At 67.6% G+C, this 14173-nt stretch carries 9 protein-coding genes; 5 read left to right on the top strand and 4 right to left on the bottom strand.

What is annotated here, in order from left to right:
• Nucleotides 1-2 precede the first annotated feature (2 nt).
• From prpF to pbpC, 4 genes are all read left to right on the top strand, one after another.
• A complete protein-coding gene (gene prpF, locus ACEPA4_RS14980; RefSeq protein WP_065196951.1) occupies nucleotides 3-1181 on the top strand; it encodes a 2-methylaconitate cis-trans isomerase PrpF in 1179 nt (392 codons plus the stop codon).
• A gap of 124 nt (nucleotides 1182-1305) precedes the next feature.
• On the top strand, nucleotides 1306-2766 hold the full coding sequence (locus ACEPA4_RS14975) for a bifunctional 2-methylcitrate dehydratase/aconitate hydratase (protein WP_139727501.1): 1461 nt from the start codon (nucleotides 1306-1308) through the stop codon (nucleotides 2764-2766).
• 160 nt (nucleotides 2767-2926) lie between these two features.
• Nucleotides 2927-7834 (top strand): alpha-2-macroglobulin, encoded by a 4908-nt coding sequence (locus ACEPA4_RS14970; protein WP_374082880.1) that lies wholly within the window; start codon nucleotides 2927-2929, stop codon nucleotides 7832-7834.
• A gap of 49 nt (nucleotides 7835-7883) precedes the next feature.
• The gene (pbpC, locus tag ACEPA4_RS14965) at nucleotides 7884-10265 is read left to right on the top strand and encodes a penicillin-binding protein 1C (RefSeq protein ID WP_065178219.1); all 2382 of its coding nucleotides are present in this window, start codon (nucleotides 7884-7886) and stop codon (nucleotides 10263-10265) included.
• 120 nt (nucleotides 10266-10385) lie between these two features.
• On the opposite strand, the gene ACEPA4_RS14960 is transcribed toward pbpC, so the two are convergent.
• Nucleotides 10386-10961, bottom strand: a complete 576-nt coding sequence (locus ACEPA4_RS14960; RefSeq protein ID WP_005418343.1) for a bacterioferritin — start codon at nucleotides 10959-10961, stop codon at nucleotides 10386-10388.
• A gap of 29 nt (nucleotides 10962-10990) precedes the next feature.
• Entirely contained in the window at nucleotides 10991-11473 is a 483-nt protein-coding gene (locus tag ACEPA4_RS14955; RefSeq protein WP_005418341.1) for a peroxiredoxin, read from the bottom strand.
• 261 nt (nucleotides 11474-11734) lie between these two features.
• On the opposite strand from ACEPA4_RS14955, the gene ACEPA4_RS14950 reads away from it, so the two are divergent.
• A complete protein-coding gene (locus ACEPA4_RS14950; RefSeq protein ID WP_005418339.1) occupies nucleotides 11735-12622 on the top strand; it encodes a DnaJ C-terminal domain-containing protein in 888 nt (295 codons plus the stop codon).
• A gap of 80 nt (nucleotides 12623-12702) precedes the next feature.
• Here the strand turns inward: ACEPA4_RS14950 and pilH are convergent, their stop codons facing one another.
• Nucleotides 12703-13074, bottom strand: coding sequence for a twitching motility response regulator PilH (gene pilH / locus ACEPA4_RS14945; RefSeq protein ID WP_005410644.1), 372 nt, complete (start codon nucleotides 13072-13074; stop codon nucleotides 12703-12705).
• A gap of 88 nt (nucleotides 13075-13162) precedes the next feature.
• On the bottom strand, nucleotides 13163-14158 hold the full coding sequence (locus ACEPA4_RS14940; RefSeq protein WP_374082879.1) for a YhdH/YhfP family quinone oxidoreductase: 996 nt from the start codon (nucleotides 14156-14158) through the stop codon (nucleotides 13163-13165).
• Between the last annotated feature and the right edge of the window lie 15 nt (nucleotides 14159-14173).

The following is a 14173-nucleotide window of genomic DNA, read 5'->3' as shown; positions in this document are numbered from 1 at the left end:
CCATGACTTTCCTCCCGCAACTCCGTATTCCCGCCACCTACATGCGCGGTGGCACCAGCAAGGGCGTGTTCTTCCGCCTGCAGGACCTGCCCGACGCCGCGCAGGTGCCGGGCGCCGCACGCGATGCGCTGCTGATGCGCGTGATCGGCTCGCCCGATCCGTATGGCAAGCAGACCGACGGCATGGGCGGCGCCACCTCCAGCACCAGTAAATGCGTGATCATTTCCACCGCGTCGGTGCCGGACCACGATGTGGACTACCTGTACGGCCAGGTCTCGATCGACACCGCCTTCGTCGACTGGAGCGGCAACTGCGGCAACCTCAGCACTGCGGTGGGTCCGTTCGCGATCGCCAACGGCCTGATCGATCCGTCCCGCGTGCCACGCGACGGCCTGTGCACCGTGCGCATCTGGCAGGCCAACATCGGCAAGACCATCATCGCCCACGTGCCGATGCGCGATGGCGAAGTGCAGGAGACCGGTGATTTCGAGCTGGATGGCGTGACCTTCCCGGCCGCCGAGATCCAGCTGGAGTTCATCGATCCGTCCGATGACGGCGATGCGGGCGCGATGTTCCCGACCGGCAACCTGGTCGACACCCTGGACGTGCCGGGCGTGGGCAGTTTCGAGGTGACCATGATCACCGCCGGCATTCCGACCATCTTCCTCAATGCGGCCGACCTGGGCTACACCGGCACCGAACTGCAGCCTGCGATCAACGAGGACAAGGGGGCGCTGGAGCGCTTCGAGAAGATCCGCGCCTACGGCGCCTTGCGCATGGGGCTGATCAAGAACCTGGAAGATGCGGCGACCCGCCAGCACACGCCGAAGGTGGCCTTCGTGGCACCGGCGCAGGACTACGTGTCGTCCAGTGGCAAGGTCATTCCGGCCTCGGCGATCGACCTGCATGCGCGTGCGTTGTCGATGGGAAAGCTGCACCACGCGATGATGGGTACCGCTGCCGTGGCGATCGGCACCGCGGCAGCGATTCCGGGCACGCTGGTCAATCGCGCTGCTGGAGGCAGCGAACGCGAAGCGGTGACCTTCGGCCATCCCTCCGGCACGTTGCGCGTGGGTGCGCAGGCCGGTCTCGTTGACGGCCAATGGACGGTGACCAAGGCCATCATGAGCCGCAGCGCCCGCGTGCTGATGGAAGGCAAGGTGCGGGTACCGGTCGAGTGATGCGTTGGTGAACGCCAACCAAGGTTGGCGACTACCGGGCCGCAGAGACAGATTGCTTTGGTAGATGCCAACCTTGGTTGGCATGGTGCACGGGCGACCGTGCACCGCAACGAGGAGATCGATGATGTCCGACAGCCACACCCCATCCAACGAGCGTGCAGCGTGGGATGCGCTGCTGGTGGGCATCGTCGACTACGTGCGCGACGCGCGCATCGACTCACCGCTGGCGTTCCAGACCGCGCACCACTGCCTGCTCGACACGCTGGGCTGCGGCCTGGAAGCGCTGTCGTTCCCGGCCTGCAGCAAACTGCTTGGTCCACTGGTGCCGGGCATCAGCGTGGTCAACGGCGCGCGCGTTCCGGGTACGCATTACGTGCTGGACCCGGTGCAGGCCGCCTTCAACATCGGCGCGATGGTGCGCTGGCTGGATTTCAACGATACCTGGCTGGCGGCCGAATGGGGGCACCCTTCGGACAACCTGGGTGGCATCCTTGCCATCTGCGACTGGCTGGGGCGCAACGCGCAGGCTCTGCGGCGCCCACCTCCGACCGTGCGCGACGTGCTGCTGGCAATGATCAAGGCGCACGAGATCCAGGGCGTGCTGGCGCTGGAGAATTCCTTCAACCGGGTCGGGCTGGACCACGTGGTGCTGGTCAAAGTGGCCACCACCGCTGTGGTTGCGCAGCTGCTCGGCCTGGATCGCGAGCGCATGCTCAATGCGTTGTCGCTGGCCTGGGTCGATGGTCAGTCCCTGCGCACCTACCGGCACGCACCCAACACCGGCTCGCGCAAGAGCTGGGCAGCTGGCGATGCGACCAGCCGTGGCGTGCGCCTGGCGCTGATGGCGGCCAGTGGCGAGATGGGCTACCCCAGCGTGCTCAGCGCGCCGACCTGGGGCTTTGAAGCGGTGTCGATGCATGGCAAGGCACTGACGCTGGGGCGACCGCTGGGCAGCTACGTGATGGAGAACGTGCTGTTCAAGATCAGCTACCCGGCCGAGTTCCATGGCCAGACCGCAGTGGAGGCGGCCATCATGCTGCACCAGCAGTTGCGTGCGATGGGGCGGCGGGTCGAGGACATCGCGCATATCGCGATCCGGACCCAGGAAGCCTGCATCCGCATCATCGACAAGCAGGGCCCGCTGCATAACCCGGCCGACCGCGACCATTGCGTGCAGTACATGGTCGCCATCGCGCTGCTGCACGGGCGGCTGGTGGCCGAGGATTACGAGGACGACGTTGCCGCTGATCCACGCATCGATGCCCTGCGGGCGAAGATGGCCTGCCATGAGGATCCGCAACTCAGCGCCGACTACCTGGACCCGGACAAGCGCAGCATTGCCAACGGCCTGGGCGTGCGCTTCAGCGACGGTACTGAGCTGCCCGAGGTACTGGTGGAATACCCGCTCGGCCATGCCCGACGCCGGGAGGAAGGCATTCCGCTGCTGATGGACAAGTTCCGCCGGCACCTGGCCCACCGCTTCCCGACAGTCCAGCAGCAGCGCATCCTGGCGGCATCACTGGATCCGGTGGCGCTGGCGGCAATGCCGGTGACCGACTATGTGGACCTGTACCAGCCGGGGTGAGGCCGCTCTGGTAGATGCCAACCTTGGTTGGCATGTGGGGGGGCGCCAGCCAAGGTTGGCGGCTAGCGGGTCCCGGGCGGAACCGGGTTTCCGACCGCCGGGGCGCCAACGCCTTGACGCGGCCTGCCTATAATGGCCACCTCGATCAAGGAGTGACGACATGAGCGGTCCGGCACGGCGGAAGCGGTGGGGATGGGCGGCGGCGGTACTGGCAGGAGGCCTGTTGCTGGGCCTGGCCGGCTGCCGCAACGACAGCGGGCAGCTGCCCAAGGCCAGTGGCGAGGCGATCACCACCAAGGCCGAGCAGGTGAAGGAATTCACCCTGCTGCGGGCCTACCCGGACCAGAAGAATGACGGCCTGTCGCTGGCGCTGGAGTTCTCGCGCCCGCTGGTCGGCACCCAGGATTTCGACACGCTGGTGCGCTTCGAGGAGAAGGTCGGCACCGAGGACAGCAGCTGGACGCTGTCCGATGACGGCCTGACCCTGCGCTACCCGTTTGTCGAGGCCGGCAAGGAGTTCAGCCTGGTGGTCTCGCCGGACCTGCTGGCCGCCGATGGCAGCCGCCTGGGCAAGGAACTGAAGCAGAAGGTGTTCAGCGGCGAGCTGAAGCCGGTGGTTGGCTTCGCCTCGCAGGGCAGCGTGCTGCCTGCCAAGGACAGCCGTGGCCTGCCGGTGGTCTCGGTGAACGTGCCGGAAGTCGACGTCGAATTCCTGCGCGTGCGCGAGAAGGATCTTCCGACCTTCTTCAGCCAGTACCAGCGCGGCGGCCGCCGTGGCAGCTGGGAGCTGAGCAGCGACTACGAGCGCAGCCCGATCAACAAGCTGGCCGAGCCGGTCTACGTCAACCGCTTCATCCTTGGCGGCAAGCAGAACGAGCGGGTGCTGACCTACCTGCCGACCCAGGACATCAAGGAACTGCAGGAGCCGGGCCTGTACTTCGCCCTGCTCAAGCGTACCGGTGACTACGAAGGCGAGTTCGACACCGCGTTCTTCTCGGTCAGCGACATCGGCCTGCATACCCGCGCCTACAAGGACAAGCTGTTCGTGCACACCGCCGGCCTCAAGGACGGCGCGCCACTGAAGGGCATCGACCTGCGCGTGCTCGACGCCAAGGGCGAGGTGGTGCTGAAGGGCAGCACCGACGGCAATGGTAATGCGCTGCTGAACTACACCCTGGATGCCACCCACGTGCTGGTTGCCAGCAGTGGCAAGGACACCAGCTTCCTGCCGTTCAACCAGCCGGCGCTGGACCTGAGCGAATTCGCCGTGGCTGGCCGTGACAACGCCTGGTTCGATGTCTATGCCTGGTCCGGGCGCGACCTGTACCGGCCCGGCGAGACCGTGCGGCTGTCCGCGCTGCTGCGCGACAACGACGGCAAGCCGGTCAAGGCGCAACCGGTGTTCCTGCGGCTGAAACAGCCCGACGGCAAGACCTTCCGCGAGACCCGCCTGCAGCCAGGCGACCAGGGCTACATCAATTTCGAGCAGGTGATCCCCGCCGAGGCGCCGACCGGGCGCTGGCAGGTCGAGTTCCGCACCGACCCGGCCAGCAAGGAGGCGATCCAGGGCATGACCCTGCGCATCGAGGAGTTCCTGCCCGAACGCATGAAGCTGGACCTGGACAGTGCGCAGAAGACGCTGAAGCCGGGTGAGGACCTGCGCCTGCAGGCCAATGGTGCCTACCTGTATGGCGCACCGGCCGATGGCAACCGCTTCACCGCACGCATGGCGGTGGCTGCCGAACAGAAGCCGGTGGACGGCCTGCCGGGCTATTTCTTCGGTGACCCGACCCTGCAGCTGCCGCGCGAGGCCAAGGACGTGATCGATACCACGCTGCCGGCCAATGGCCAGCTGCGTGAGGATGTGGCGTTGCCGGAAGAGGCGGCCAAGGCCAAGGCACCGATCGCCGTGGTGCTGTCCGGCAGCCTGTATGAAACCGGCGGCCGCACAGTCACCCGCACCCTGAAGCGGGTGATGTGGCCGGCCAATGCGCTGGTCGGCGTGCGGCCGCTGTTCAATCCCGAAGACGGCGCCGATTCCAACGGCAATGCGCGCTTCGAGCTGATGCGCGTGGATGCTGCCGGTACGCCGCAGCCGGCCAAGGGCCTGAAGATCACCCTGGTGCGCGAGCTGCGCGACTACCACTGGACCTTCAACGACAACCGCTGGGATTACGATTTCACCCGCCGTTTCGAGAACAAGGAAACCCGCACCGTCGATGCCGGCAACAGCGCGGTCGCCTTTGATTTCCCGGTGGAGTGGGGCGAGTACCGGGTGGACGTGTTCGATCCGTCCACCGGCCTGACCAGCCGCTATCCGTTCCGTGCCGGCTGGAGCTGGGGCGATGACAACCGTGGCCTGGATGCGCGCCCGGACAAGGTCAAGCTGGGCCTGGACAAGACCGGTTACAAGGCCGGTGACACCCTGGAGGTGACGGTGACCCCGCCGCACGCCGGCAAGGGCATCCTGATGGTCGAGACCGACCGCATGCTGTATGTGCAGGACATCGAGGCCAAGCCGGGTTCGACCTTCAAGATCCCGGTCACCGCCGACTGGGAGCGCCACGACGTCTACATCACCGCGCTGGTGTTCCGTGGCGGCAGTGCGCCGAGCAAGATCACCCCGGCCCGTGCCGTGGGCGTGGTGCACGTGCCGATGGACCGCAAGGGCCGCACCGTGGCCGTCGGCCTGGTCGCGCCCAAGCAGATGCGCCCGGAGCAGGACCTGCCGGTAACCGTCAGTGCGCCGCAGCTGGCCGGCAAGACCGCGCACGTCACCGTTTCGGCGGTGGACGTGGGCATCCTCAACATCACCCGTTTCCCGGTGCCCGATGCCGGTGCACACTTCTTTGCCCAGCGTCGCCTCGGTATCGATGCCTACGACATCTACAGCCGGGTGATCGAGAGCTTCGATGGTGGCAGCGGCAAGCTGAAGTTCGGCGGCGACATGGCGCTGCAGGCATTGCCGCAGGCCAAGCGCCCGACCGCGCGCGTGCAGACCGTGGACCTGTTCTCCGGCCCGGTACAGCTCGATGCCAAGGGCAATGCCCGCATCCGGCTGAAAGTGCCGGACTTCAACGGCACCCTGCGCGTGTCGGCGCTGGTCTACAGCGATGACCAGTACGGCAAGCGCGACGTGGAAACCATAGTGCGCGCACCGATCCTGGCCGAAGCCAGCATGCCGCGCGTGCTGGCCCCGGGCGACCGCAGCACCGTGACCCTGGACGTGCAGAACTTCACCGGCAAGCCGGGGCAGTTCAACGTGAAGGTGGAGAGCGAAGGCCCGTTGAACCTGGGCGAGGGCAGCCGCAGCGTGCAGTTGAATGCCGACGCCAAGACCACGCTGAGCTTCCCATTGTCGGCTCGCGAGGGCCACAGCGTGGCCAAGGTGCGGGTGCGGGTGGACGGCAACGGCTTCAAGGCTGATCGCCGCTACGACCTGCCGGTGCGTGCGGCGTGGCCGCAGGTGCTGCGTTCGCAGGTGCGCACGCTCGATCCGCTGGCCGCGGTCAGCCTCGACAACAGCCTGACCGAGGGCCTGATGTCCGAGTCGGTGAATGCCCGCCTGCTGGTCAGCCCGCTGCCGCCGATCCCGTTCGCCAGTGCACTGCAGGGCGCGCTGAACTATCCATATGGCTGTGCCGAGCAGACCACCAGCAAGGGTTACGCCGCGCTGATCCTGGACCAGGCCACCTCGTCGATGCTCGGCGCCGATGGCCTGGATGCCAAAACCCGTAGAGAGCGCATGGAAGGTGCGTTCGGTCGCCTGGCGTCGATGCAGGTGGCCAATGGCAACTTCTCGATGTGGGGTGACGATGGCTACGTGAACCCATGGCTGACCCCGTACATCACCGAGTTCCTGCTTGATGCCAAGGACGCCGGCTTCGCCGTGCCCGACAACGTGCTGCAGAAGGCGCTCAACCGGCTCAGCGAGGATCTGCTGTCCGGCGGCAATCAGTTCTATGGCCAGGAGGATCGCGAGAAGCTGAAGTTCGCCAACCAGGCGTATTCGGGCTACGTGCTGGCCCGGGTCAATCGTGCACCGCTGGGTACCCTGCGCACGCTGTACGACAACGAACGCAGCAAGGCGGTCGGTGGCCTGTCGCTGGTCCACCTGGGCGTGGCGCTGTCGCTGCAGGGTGATGCCAAGCGTGGCCAGGCCGCGCTGGCGGCGGCCTTCGCCAAGTCCAGCAGCGAACGTCCGTCGTACTTCGGCGACTACGGCAGTGCGATCCGCGATGATGCACTGATGATCGCGCTGACCCACGAGAACAAGCTGGCCAAGCCCGCCTGGGATGCGCGTGCGGTGGATCTTGGCCGTGGCCTGGATGCGCGCCGCAATGCCGGCTGGATGTGGCTGAGCACGCAGGAACAGGTGGCGATTGCCCGCCTCGGCAAGGCCCTGGCCGCCAACCAGAAGGCGCTGGTGGCCGGTGAGCTGGTGATCGGTGGCAGCACCGAAGCCATCGGCGAGCGCAAGCTGTTCGGCCGCAACTTCAGCGCCAGCGAGCTGGCCAGCGGCGTGCGCTTCACCCCGCAGGGGCAGCCGCCGATGTTCGCCAGCATTGATGTGGCCGGCATCCCGCGCAGTGCGCCCGCACCGGACAACAGCGTAGTGGGTATTGAACGTAGCTACTTCGGTACCGATGGCAAGCCGTGGTCGCCGCGCCCGCTGAAGGAAGGCGAAGCGCTGATCGTGCGCGTCACCGTCACCGCCGACACCACGATGCCCGATGCACTGCTGACCGACCTGCTGCCGGCGGGCCTGGAGATCGAGAACTTCAACCTGGGCGATGCCAAGCAGTGGGCCGACGTGGTGGTCGATGGCATCACCATCAGCGACCGTGGTGAGGCCGCCGATACCAAGCACGAGGAGTTCCGCGACGACCGCTACGTGGCCGCGCTGAAGCTCTCGCGTGGCAGCAAGGCCAACGTGTTCTACCTGGTCCGCGCGGTGACGCCGGGAACCTACTCGGTGCCGCCGCCGCTGGTGGAGGACATGTACCGGCCGCAGCTGCGCGGCGTCGGCCGCAGCAACCCGACCACGATCACGGTGGTACAGCCGTGACCGCGCGGACGGGCCGCGACGGCGCGGCCCGTCCTGCTGGCAACCCGCAATGAAGAACACGATGACGAACCGGCTGGCGGCCCTGCGCCGCCGGTGGCGGCCGCTGTGGCCATGGCTGCGCTGGGGCATGGCCGCTACGCTGGCGCTGCTGCTGGTGCTGGATTTCGCCTTCCCGCCGCCGCTGCCGAAGCAGCGTGATACCAGCACCCTGGTGGTGGCTGCCGACGGCACGCCATTGCGCGCGTTTGCCGATGCCGAGGGCGTGTGGCGCTATCCAGCCTCGATCGACAGCGTCTCACCGCTGTACCTGCAGGCGTTGCTGACCTATGAAGACCGCTGGTTCTGGCGCCATCCGGGCATCAACCCGCTGGCGATCCTGCGGGCCAGCGGCCAGCTGCTGCGCGGCGGCCGCATCGTGTCCGGCGGTTCGACCCTGACCATGCAGGTCGCGCGCATTCTCGATCCGCACTCACGCACCCCGTGGGGCAAGCTGAAGCAGATGCTGCGTGCGGTGCAGCTTGAGGTGCACCTGAGCAAGCAGCAGATCCTGGCCCTGTACCTGGAGCGTGCACCCTACGGCGGCACCATCGAAGGCGTGGAAGCGGCCAGCTGGGCCTATCTGGGCAAGCCGGCGGCGCAGCTGTCGCATGCCGAGGCTGCGCTGCTGGCGGTGCTGCCACAGGCGCCCAGCCGGCTGCGCCCGGACCGCCATCCGGAAGCTGCGCAGAAGGCGCGCGACAAGGTGCTGTCACGCATGGCCGAGCTGGGCGCGTGGACACCGGAAGAAGTGGAGGATGCGCGCGTCGAGAACGTGGTGGCGCGTTCGCTACGCCCTCCCTTGCACGCCGCGCTGCTGGCGCAGCGCCTGCACTCGGCGCATCCGGGCCAGGCACGCATCCAGAGCAGCATCGACATCGGCCTGCAGCGCACGCTGGAAGAGCGCGTGGCCAGCTATTTCTCGACGCTGCCCGAGCGTACCTCGGCGGCCCTGCTGGTGGTCGACAACCGGACCCTGCAGGCACGCGCCTATGTCGGTACATTGTCCTTCGGTGACCGCCAGCGGCTGGGTCACGTGGACATGGTGCAGGCCTGGCGTTCGCCAGGCTCCACGCTCAAGCCGTTCCTGTACGCGATGGCGCTGGACGATGGCCTGATCCATTCGGAAAGCCTGCTGGTCGATGCACCGCAGAGTTTCGGCAGCTACCGCCCCGGCAACTTCGACATGGCCTTCAATGGGCCCATCGGTGCCTCCAGCGCATTGCGGCTGTCGCTCAACGTTCCGTCGGTGGACCTGCTGCAGCGGGTCGGCGCCGCGCGCTTCGCTGCCCGGCTGTCGCACGCCGGGATCCAGCTGCGCTTCCCGCCGGGCAGTACGCCCAACCTGTCGCTGATCCTGGGCGGCACCGGCGCGCGCCTGGAAGACCTGGTCGGCGCCTTCGCCGCGCTCAACCGGAGCGGTATCGCCGGCCGCGTGCGTTATACCGACGACGAGCCCATGATCGAGCGGCGCCTGGCCTCGCCGGGCGCCAGCTGGATCGTGCGCGAGATGCTCGAATCAAACCCGCGCCCGGGATACAGCGCCGGGACGTTCGATGTCGGTGGCCGCCCGCGCGTGGCGTGGAAGACCGGCACCAGTTACGGGTACCGCGATGCGTGGGCGATCGGCAGTACCCGCCACTACACGGTGGGCGTGTGGGTGGGCCGGCCGGACGGTACTCCGTTGCCGGGCCAGTACGGCGCGGTCACCGCGCTGCCGCTGATGTTCGAAGTGGTGGACAGCCTGCCGCGCCAGCGTGGTGATTCGGCGGCCGCGCCGATGCCGGCCAGTGTCAGCCAGGAAGACATCTGCTGGCCCACTGGCGAACGTGCCGAGGGGCTGCCGGCGGCACTGTGCCAGCGCAGGATGCCAGCCTACCTGCTCGATGGCGCCGCACCGCCGACCTTCCCGGAGCGCGAGGCGCGGCGCTGGCAGCCGGGGCGGCAGCGTTACCTGGCCGATGCGCGGACCGGTCTGCGTGTCTCCGCTGATTGCCGTTTGCCGCATGAGGAAGTCGCGCGTGAGATCGCGCGCTGGCCGGCGCTGTTGTCGCCGTGGCTGCCCAAGGCCACGCGCGACGCCTCGCAGCTGCCGGCGCTGTCGCCGGACTGCCGTGATGATGGCCGGGAGGCCAGCGTCGCGCTGCACATCGATGGCCTCAATGATGGCGCCGCACTGGCGCGTGCGCCCAACGCCGAACATGGCGTACGCCTGCAGCTGCGCGCGCTGGGCAGCGAGCAGGCGGTGGACTGGTTGCTGGATGGACGCTGGATCGCGCAGACCCGCGGCGCACAGTTGATGCAGCGCGAGTTCGCCGATCCCGGGGCGCATACCCTGACCGCCTTGGCCGCGGACGGCGCGTGGACGCAGGTGCGGTTCACTGTCCTCCGGTAGGTGCCGGGCCATGCGCGGCGGGATGGCATTGCTCCGCTTTGGTGGGTGCCAACCTTGGTTGGCACGCGAACGGCAAAGCGCCCACCAAGGTGGGCATCTACCAGAGCATCCGCAGCGCAATCATTCCCCGATCCACCCATCCAGCAGATCGGCGAACTCGTCGGCGTGTTCCTCTTCCTGCGCCAGGATCTCTTCGAGGATGCGCTTGGTGGTGGTATCGCGGTCGCCGATGAAGTTGATCATCTCGCGGTAGCTGTCGATGGCGATGCGTTCGGCCACCAGGTTCTCGCGGACCATGTCGCGCAGGTCGCTGCCTTCCTTGTATTCGGCATGCGAGCGCGCGGTCAGCGTATCCGGGTTGAAGTCGGGCTCGCCGCCGAGCTGCACGATGCGCTCGGCCAGCTTGCCGGCATGCGCCTGTTCCTGCTGTGCATGTTCAAGGAATTCGGCTTTCACCGCGTCGGCCAGCATGCCCTTGGCCATGAAGTAGTGCCGGTAGTAGCGCAACACGCACACGTACTCGGTGGCCAGTGCGTCGTTGAGCAGCTTGATCACCACCTTGCGGTCGGCGCTGTAGCTGTCGGTGATCGCACCATCCTCGATGTTGCGCCGGGCGCGCTCGCGCAGGGCCGTGCGCTCGCTGATGCCGGGAATCTGCGCGGTGGGCTTGGGGGCTTTGGCTGGCTTGCTGGACATGGCTGGCCGTTTCCTCTTGCGGTGGGAGATCAGGTGGGCAGGTGCTCCAGCACGTAGTCGGCCGAAGACACTTCGAATTGACCGGGCTGTTCAACCCAGGCGGCGCGGACCACGCCGTCGACCACGAACAGGGCGAAACGGCGCGAGCGGATGCCCATGCCCGAGGCACTGGCGTCGAGCTCCAGGCCGAGCGCACGGGTCAGTTCGGCATTGCCGTCGGACAGCATCAGCAGGCCGTCGGGCACGTGCTGATCGGCGGCCCAGGCCTTCATCACGAACGGGTCGTTGACGGCCATGCAGTAGACATCGATGCCGCGCTGGCGGAAGGCCTCGAATTTCTCGACGTAGCCGGGCAGGTGGCGGGCCGAGCACGTCGGCGTGAACGCGCCGGGCACAGCGAACAGCACCACCTTGCGCGCGTCGAACAGCGAATGCGTATCGAGCGTTTCAATGCCCTCGCGGATGCGCTTGAGGGTGACTTCCGGAATGCGGTCGCCGACATGGATGGTCATGGGGAACTCCTTGCTGGGGCAGCGTAGTGGGCCGGATGGGACAGGGACGTCAAGACATTGGAAAACCGGCGTGCAGGGCCCATCTTCAGGCTTTGCGGAGCGGGCTTCCAGCCATAGCCTGGGGCAGGGCGATGGCAACCGCATTGCGCAGGATCAGTCGGCCTCACCGGGGCCGCACGAGCGACGGCGTAGCATCGCCGGCGCGTAGAATGAACCCGGGGCGGCGCCACCGGCGCGGCCGAAGCAGATCGAGGTAGCTGGATGGAATTCAAGGATTACTACGCCACCCTGGGGGTGGAACCGAGCGCGGGCGAGGCGGAGATCAAGACCGCCTACCGCCGGCTGGCACGCAAGTACCACCCGGACGTCAGCAAGGAGGCCGGGGCCGAAGACAAGTTCAAGGCGGTCAACGAGGCCTACGAGGCGCTGCGCGACCCGGAAAAGCGTGCAGCCTACGACCAGCTGCGCGCGCAGGGCTATCGCCCGGGCGAGGAGTTCAACGTGCCGCCGAACTACGGCGGCGCCGGTGGTTTCAACTTTGAGGAAGTGTTCGGGGGTGGTGGCGCCAACGGCGGCTTCAGCGACTTCTTCGAAAGCCTGTTCGCGCGCCAGCGCGGCGGTGCCGGCCCTGGCCCGGGATTCAGCAGCCAGGGCCATGCGCCCAACCGCGACACCCGCGCCAAGCTGTCGGTACCGCTGGAAGCGGCCTACAGCGGCGACAGCCTGCGCATCACCGTCAACGGCAAGCAGCTGGACGTGCGCGTGCCCAAGGGCATCCGTCCGGGCCAGGTGATCCGCCTGGCGGGGCAGGGCAACCATGGCGGCAACCTGCTGCTGGAAGTGGAGTACGCCGCACACCCGCAGTTCGAGGTCGATGGCCGCAACATCCTCTACACCCTGCCGGTCACGCCGTGGCAGGCCGCGCTGGGCACCAGCATCAGCGTGCCGACCCTGGGCGGCGCGGTGGAACTGAAGATCCCGGCCGACTCCGATGCCGGGCGCAAGCTGCGCCTGCGCGGGCGTGGCCTGCCGGGCAATCCGGATGGCGACCAGATCGTCGAGATCGAGATCGTGGCCCCGGCCGCGACCGACGAGGCGCAGAAGAAGGCCTACCGGAACCTGGCCAAGGCGTTTGGCGAGACGATCTGAGCACGCCTTCCGGTAGTGCCGGCCGCTGGCCGGCAATCACACATCATTGCCGGCCAGCGGCCGGCACTACCGCGCGCGTCTCAGCCCTGCCCGGCGAACACGCGCTCCAGCACTTCGGACAGCTCGTCTTCCGAGAACGGCTTGGTGATGTAGGCCTTGGCGCCTTGGCGCATGCCCCACATGCGGTCGGTATCCTGGTCCTTGGTGGTCACCAGGATCACGGGAATATGCCGGGTTGCCTCGTCGCGGGCGAGGGTGCGGGTGGCCTGGAAGCCGTTGAGATTGGGCATCACCACGTCCATCAGGACCAGGTCGGGCAGCTCGGCCTTGGCGGTTTCGACCCCGGCGGCGCCATCGGTGGCGGTCAGGATCTGGTGCCCGAGCTTCTCGACGATGCGCTGTATCCCCAACAGCTGCGACGGTGAGTCGTCGACGATCAGAATGCGTGCCATGTTGTTCCCCATGTAATGCCCGCAGTGTAGTGCGGGCTCATTACCGGCGGGAGGGGCGCATCTGCCGTCCGTCGCCTGCCTGCTACGTTCAGTCGATCCGCACCACGGTGCGGCCCAGCGAGCCGCCCGCCAGCATCCGCTCGAACACGGCCGGCAGGCCATCAAGGCCAACCTCGGCGGTACAGATGCGGTCCAGGTGCTGCGGTTTCCATTCGTTGCCCAGCCGCGCCCAGACATCCTCGCGCAGCCCGCGTGGCGCATTGGCCGAGGACACGCCCAGCAGCGACACGCCACGCAGGATGAACGGCATCACGGTCATGTCCAGCGCCGGGCTGGCCGCCAGGCCGGCACTGACCACGCTGCCGTAGGGCGCGGTCTGCGCCAGCAGGCTGGCGAGCATGGCGCCGCCGGCATTGTCCAGGCCCCCACCGAAACGCGCCGATTGCAGTGGGCCGGTGTCGGCCAGGGCCTCACGCGGCAGCACCTCGGTGGCGCCGATGGCGTGCAGGAAACCGGTCTGGTCGGGTTTGCCGCTGATCGCATGCACCGTGTAGCCGGCGCGGCTGAAGATCGACAGTGCCAGCGCGCCGACGCCGCCACTGGCGCCGGTGACCGCCAGCGGTCCAAGTTCCGGGCTCTGCCGGTTGTCCTGCATGCGCAGCAGCGCCAACGCCGCGGTGAAGCCGGCGGTGCCCAGCACCATCGCCTCGCGTGGGCTCAGCCCGGCCGGCTGGGCGATCACCGCACGCGATTCCAGCCGCACATACTGGCTGTAGCCGCCGTCGCGGGTCTCGCTGAGGCCGCAGCCGGTGGCCAGCACCGCGTCGCCTTCACGCCATTCCGGATCGGTGCTGGCGACCACGGTGCCGGCTACGTCGATGCCCCCCACCAGCGGGAAGCGGCGCAGGATCTTTCCCTTGCCGGTGCCGGCCAGGGCGTCCTTGTAGTTGACCGAGGACCAGCTGGCGCGGATCAGAACCTGGCCGGGGCTGAGGTCTTCGACCTTGAGCTGGGCCAGGCCGCTGCGGTAACCGGCGTCGTCGTTTTCGATGCGGAAGGCGGTGAACGGGGTGGTGGGGGCCATCGGCATTGCCTGACT

The sequence above is a fragment of the Stenotrophomonas sp. P2112 genome (genome assembly GCF_041897515.1).
Taxonomy (GTDB): domain Bacteria; phylum Pseudomonadota; class Gammaproteobacteria; order Xanthomonadales; family Xanthomonadaceae; genus Stenotrophomonas; species Stenotrophomonas sepilia.
Note: the sequence above shows the minus strand (reverse complement) of the source record. Positions and strands in the feature narration are given on the sequence as shown.

What these genes read in the sequence shown, in the direction of transcription:
- prpF (WP_065196951.1), top strand. Translation starts at nt 3, where the DNA reads ATGACTTTCCTCCCGCAACTCCGTATTCCCGCCACCTACATGCGCGGT.
- ACEPA4_RS14975 (WP_139727501.1), top strand. Translation starts at nt 1,306, where the DNA reads ATGTCCGACAGCCACACCCCATCCAACGAGCGTGCAGCGTGGGATGCG.
- ACEPA4_RS14970 (WP_374082880.1), top strand. Translation starts at nt 2,927, where the DNA reads ATGAGCGGTCCGGCACGGCGGAAGCGGTGGGGATGGGCGGCGGCGGTA.
- pbpC (WP_065178219.1), top strand. Translation starts at nt 7,884, where the DNA reads ATGAAGAACACGATGACGAACCGGCTGGCGGCCCTGCGCCGCCGGTGG.
- ACEPA4_RS14960 (WP_005418343.1), bottom strand. Translation starts at nt 10,961, where the DNA reads ATGTCCAGCAAGCCAGCCAAAGCCCCCAAGCCCACCGCGCAGATTCCC.
- ACEPA4_RS14955 (WP_005418341.1), bottom strand. Translation starts at nt 11,473, where the DNA reads ATGACCATCCATGTCGGCGACCGCATTCCGGAAGTCACCCTCAAGCGC.
- ACEPA4_RS14950 (WP_005418339.1), top strand. Translation starts at nt 11,735, where the DNA reads ATGGAATTCAAGGATTACTACGCCACCCTGGGGGTGGAACCGAGCGCG.
- pilH (WP_005410644.1), bottom strand. Translation starts at nt 13,074, where the DNA reads ATGGCACGCATTCTGATCGTCGACGACTCACCGTCGCAGCTGTTGGGG.
- ACEPA4_RS14940 (WP_374082879.1), bottom strand. Translation starts at nt 14,158, where the DNA reads ATGGCCCCCACCACCCCGTTCACCGCCTTCCGCATCGAAAACGACGAC.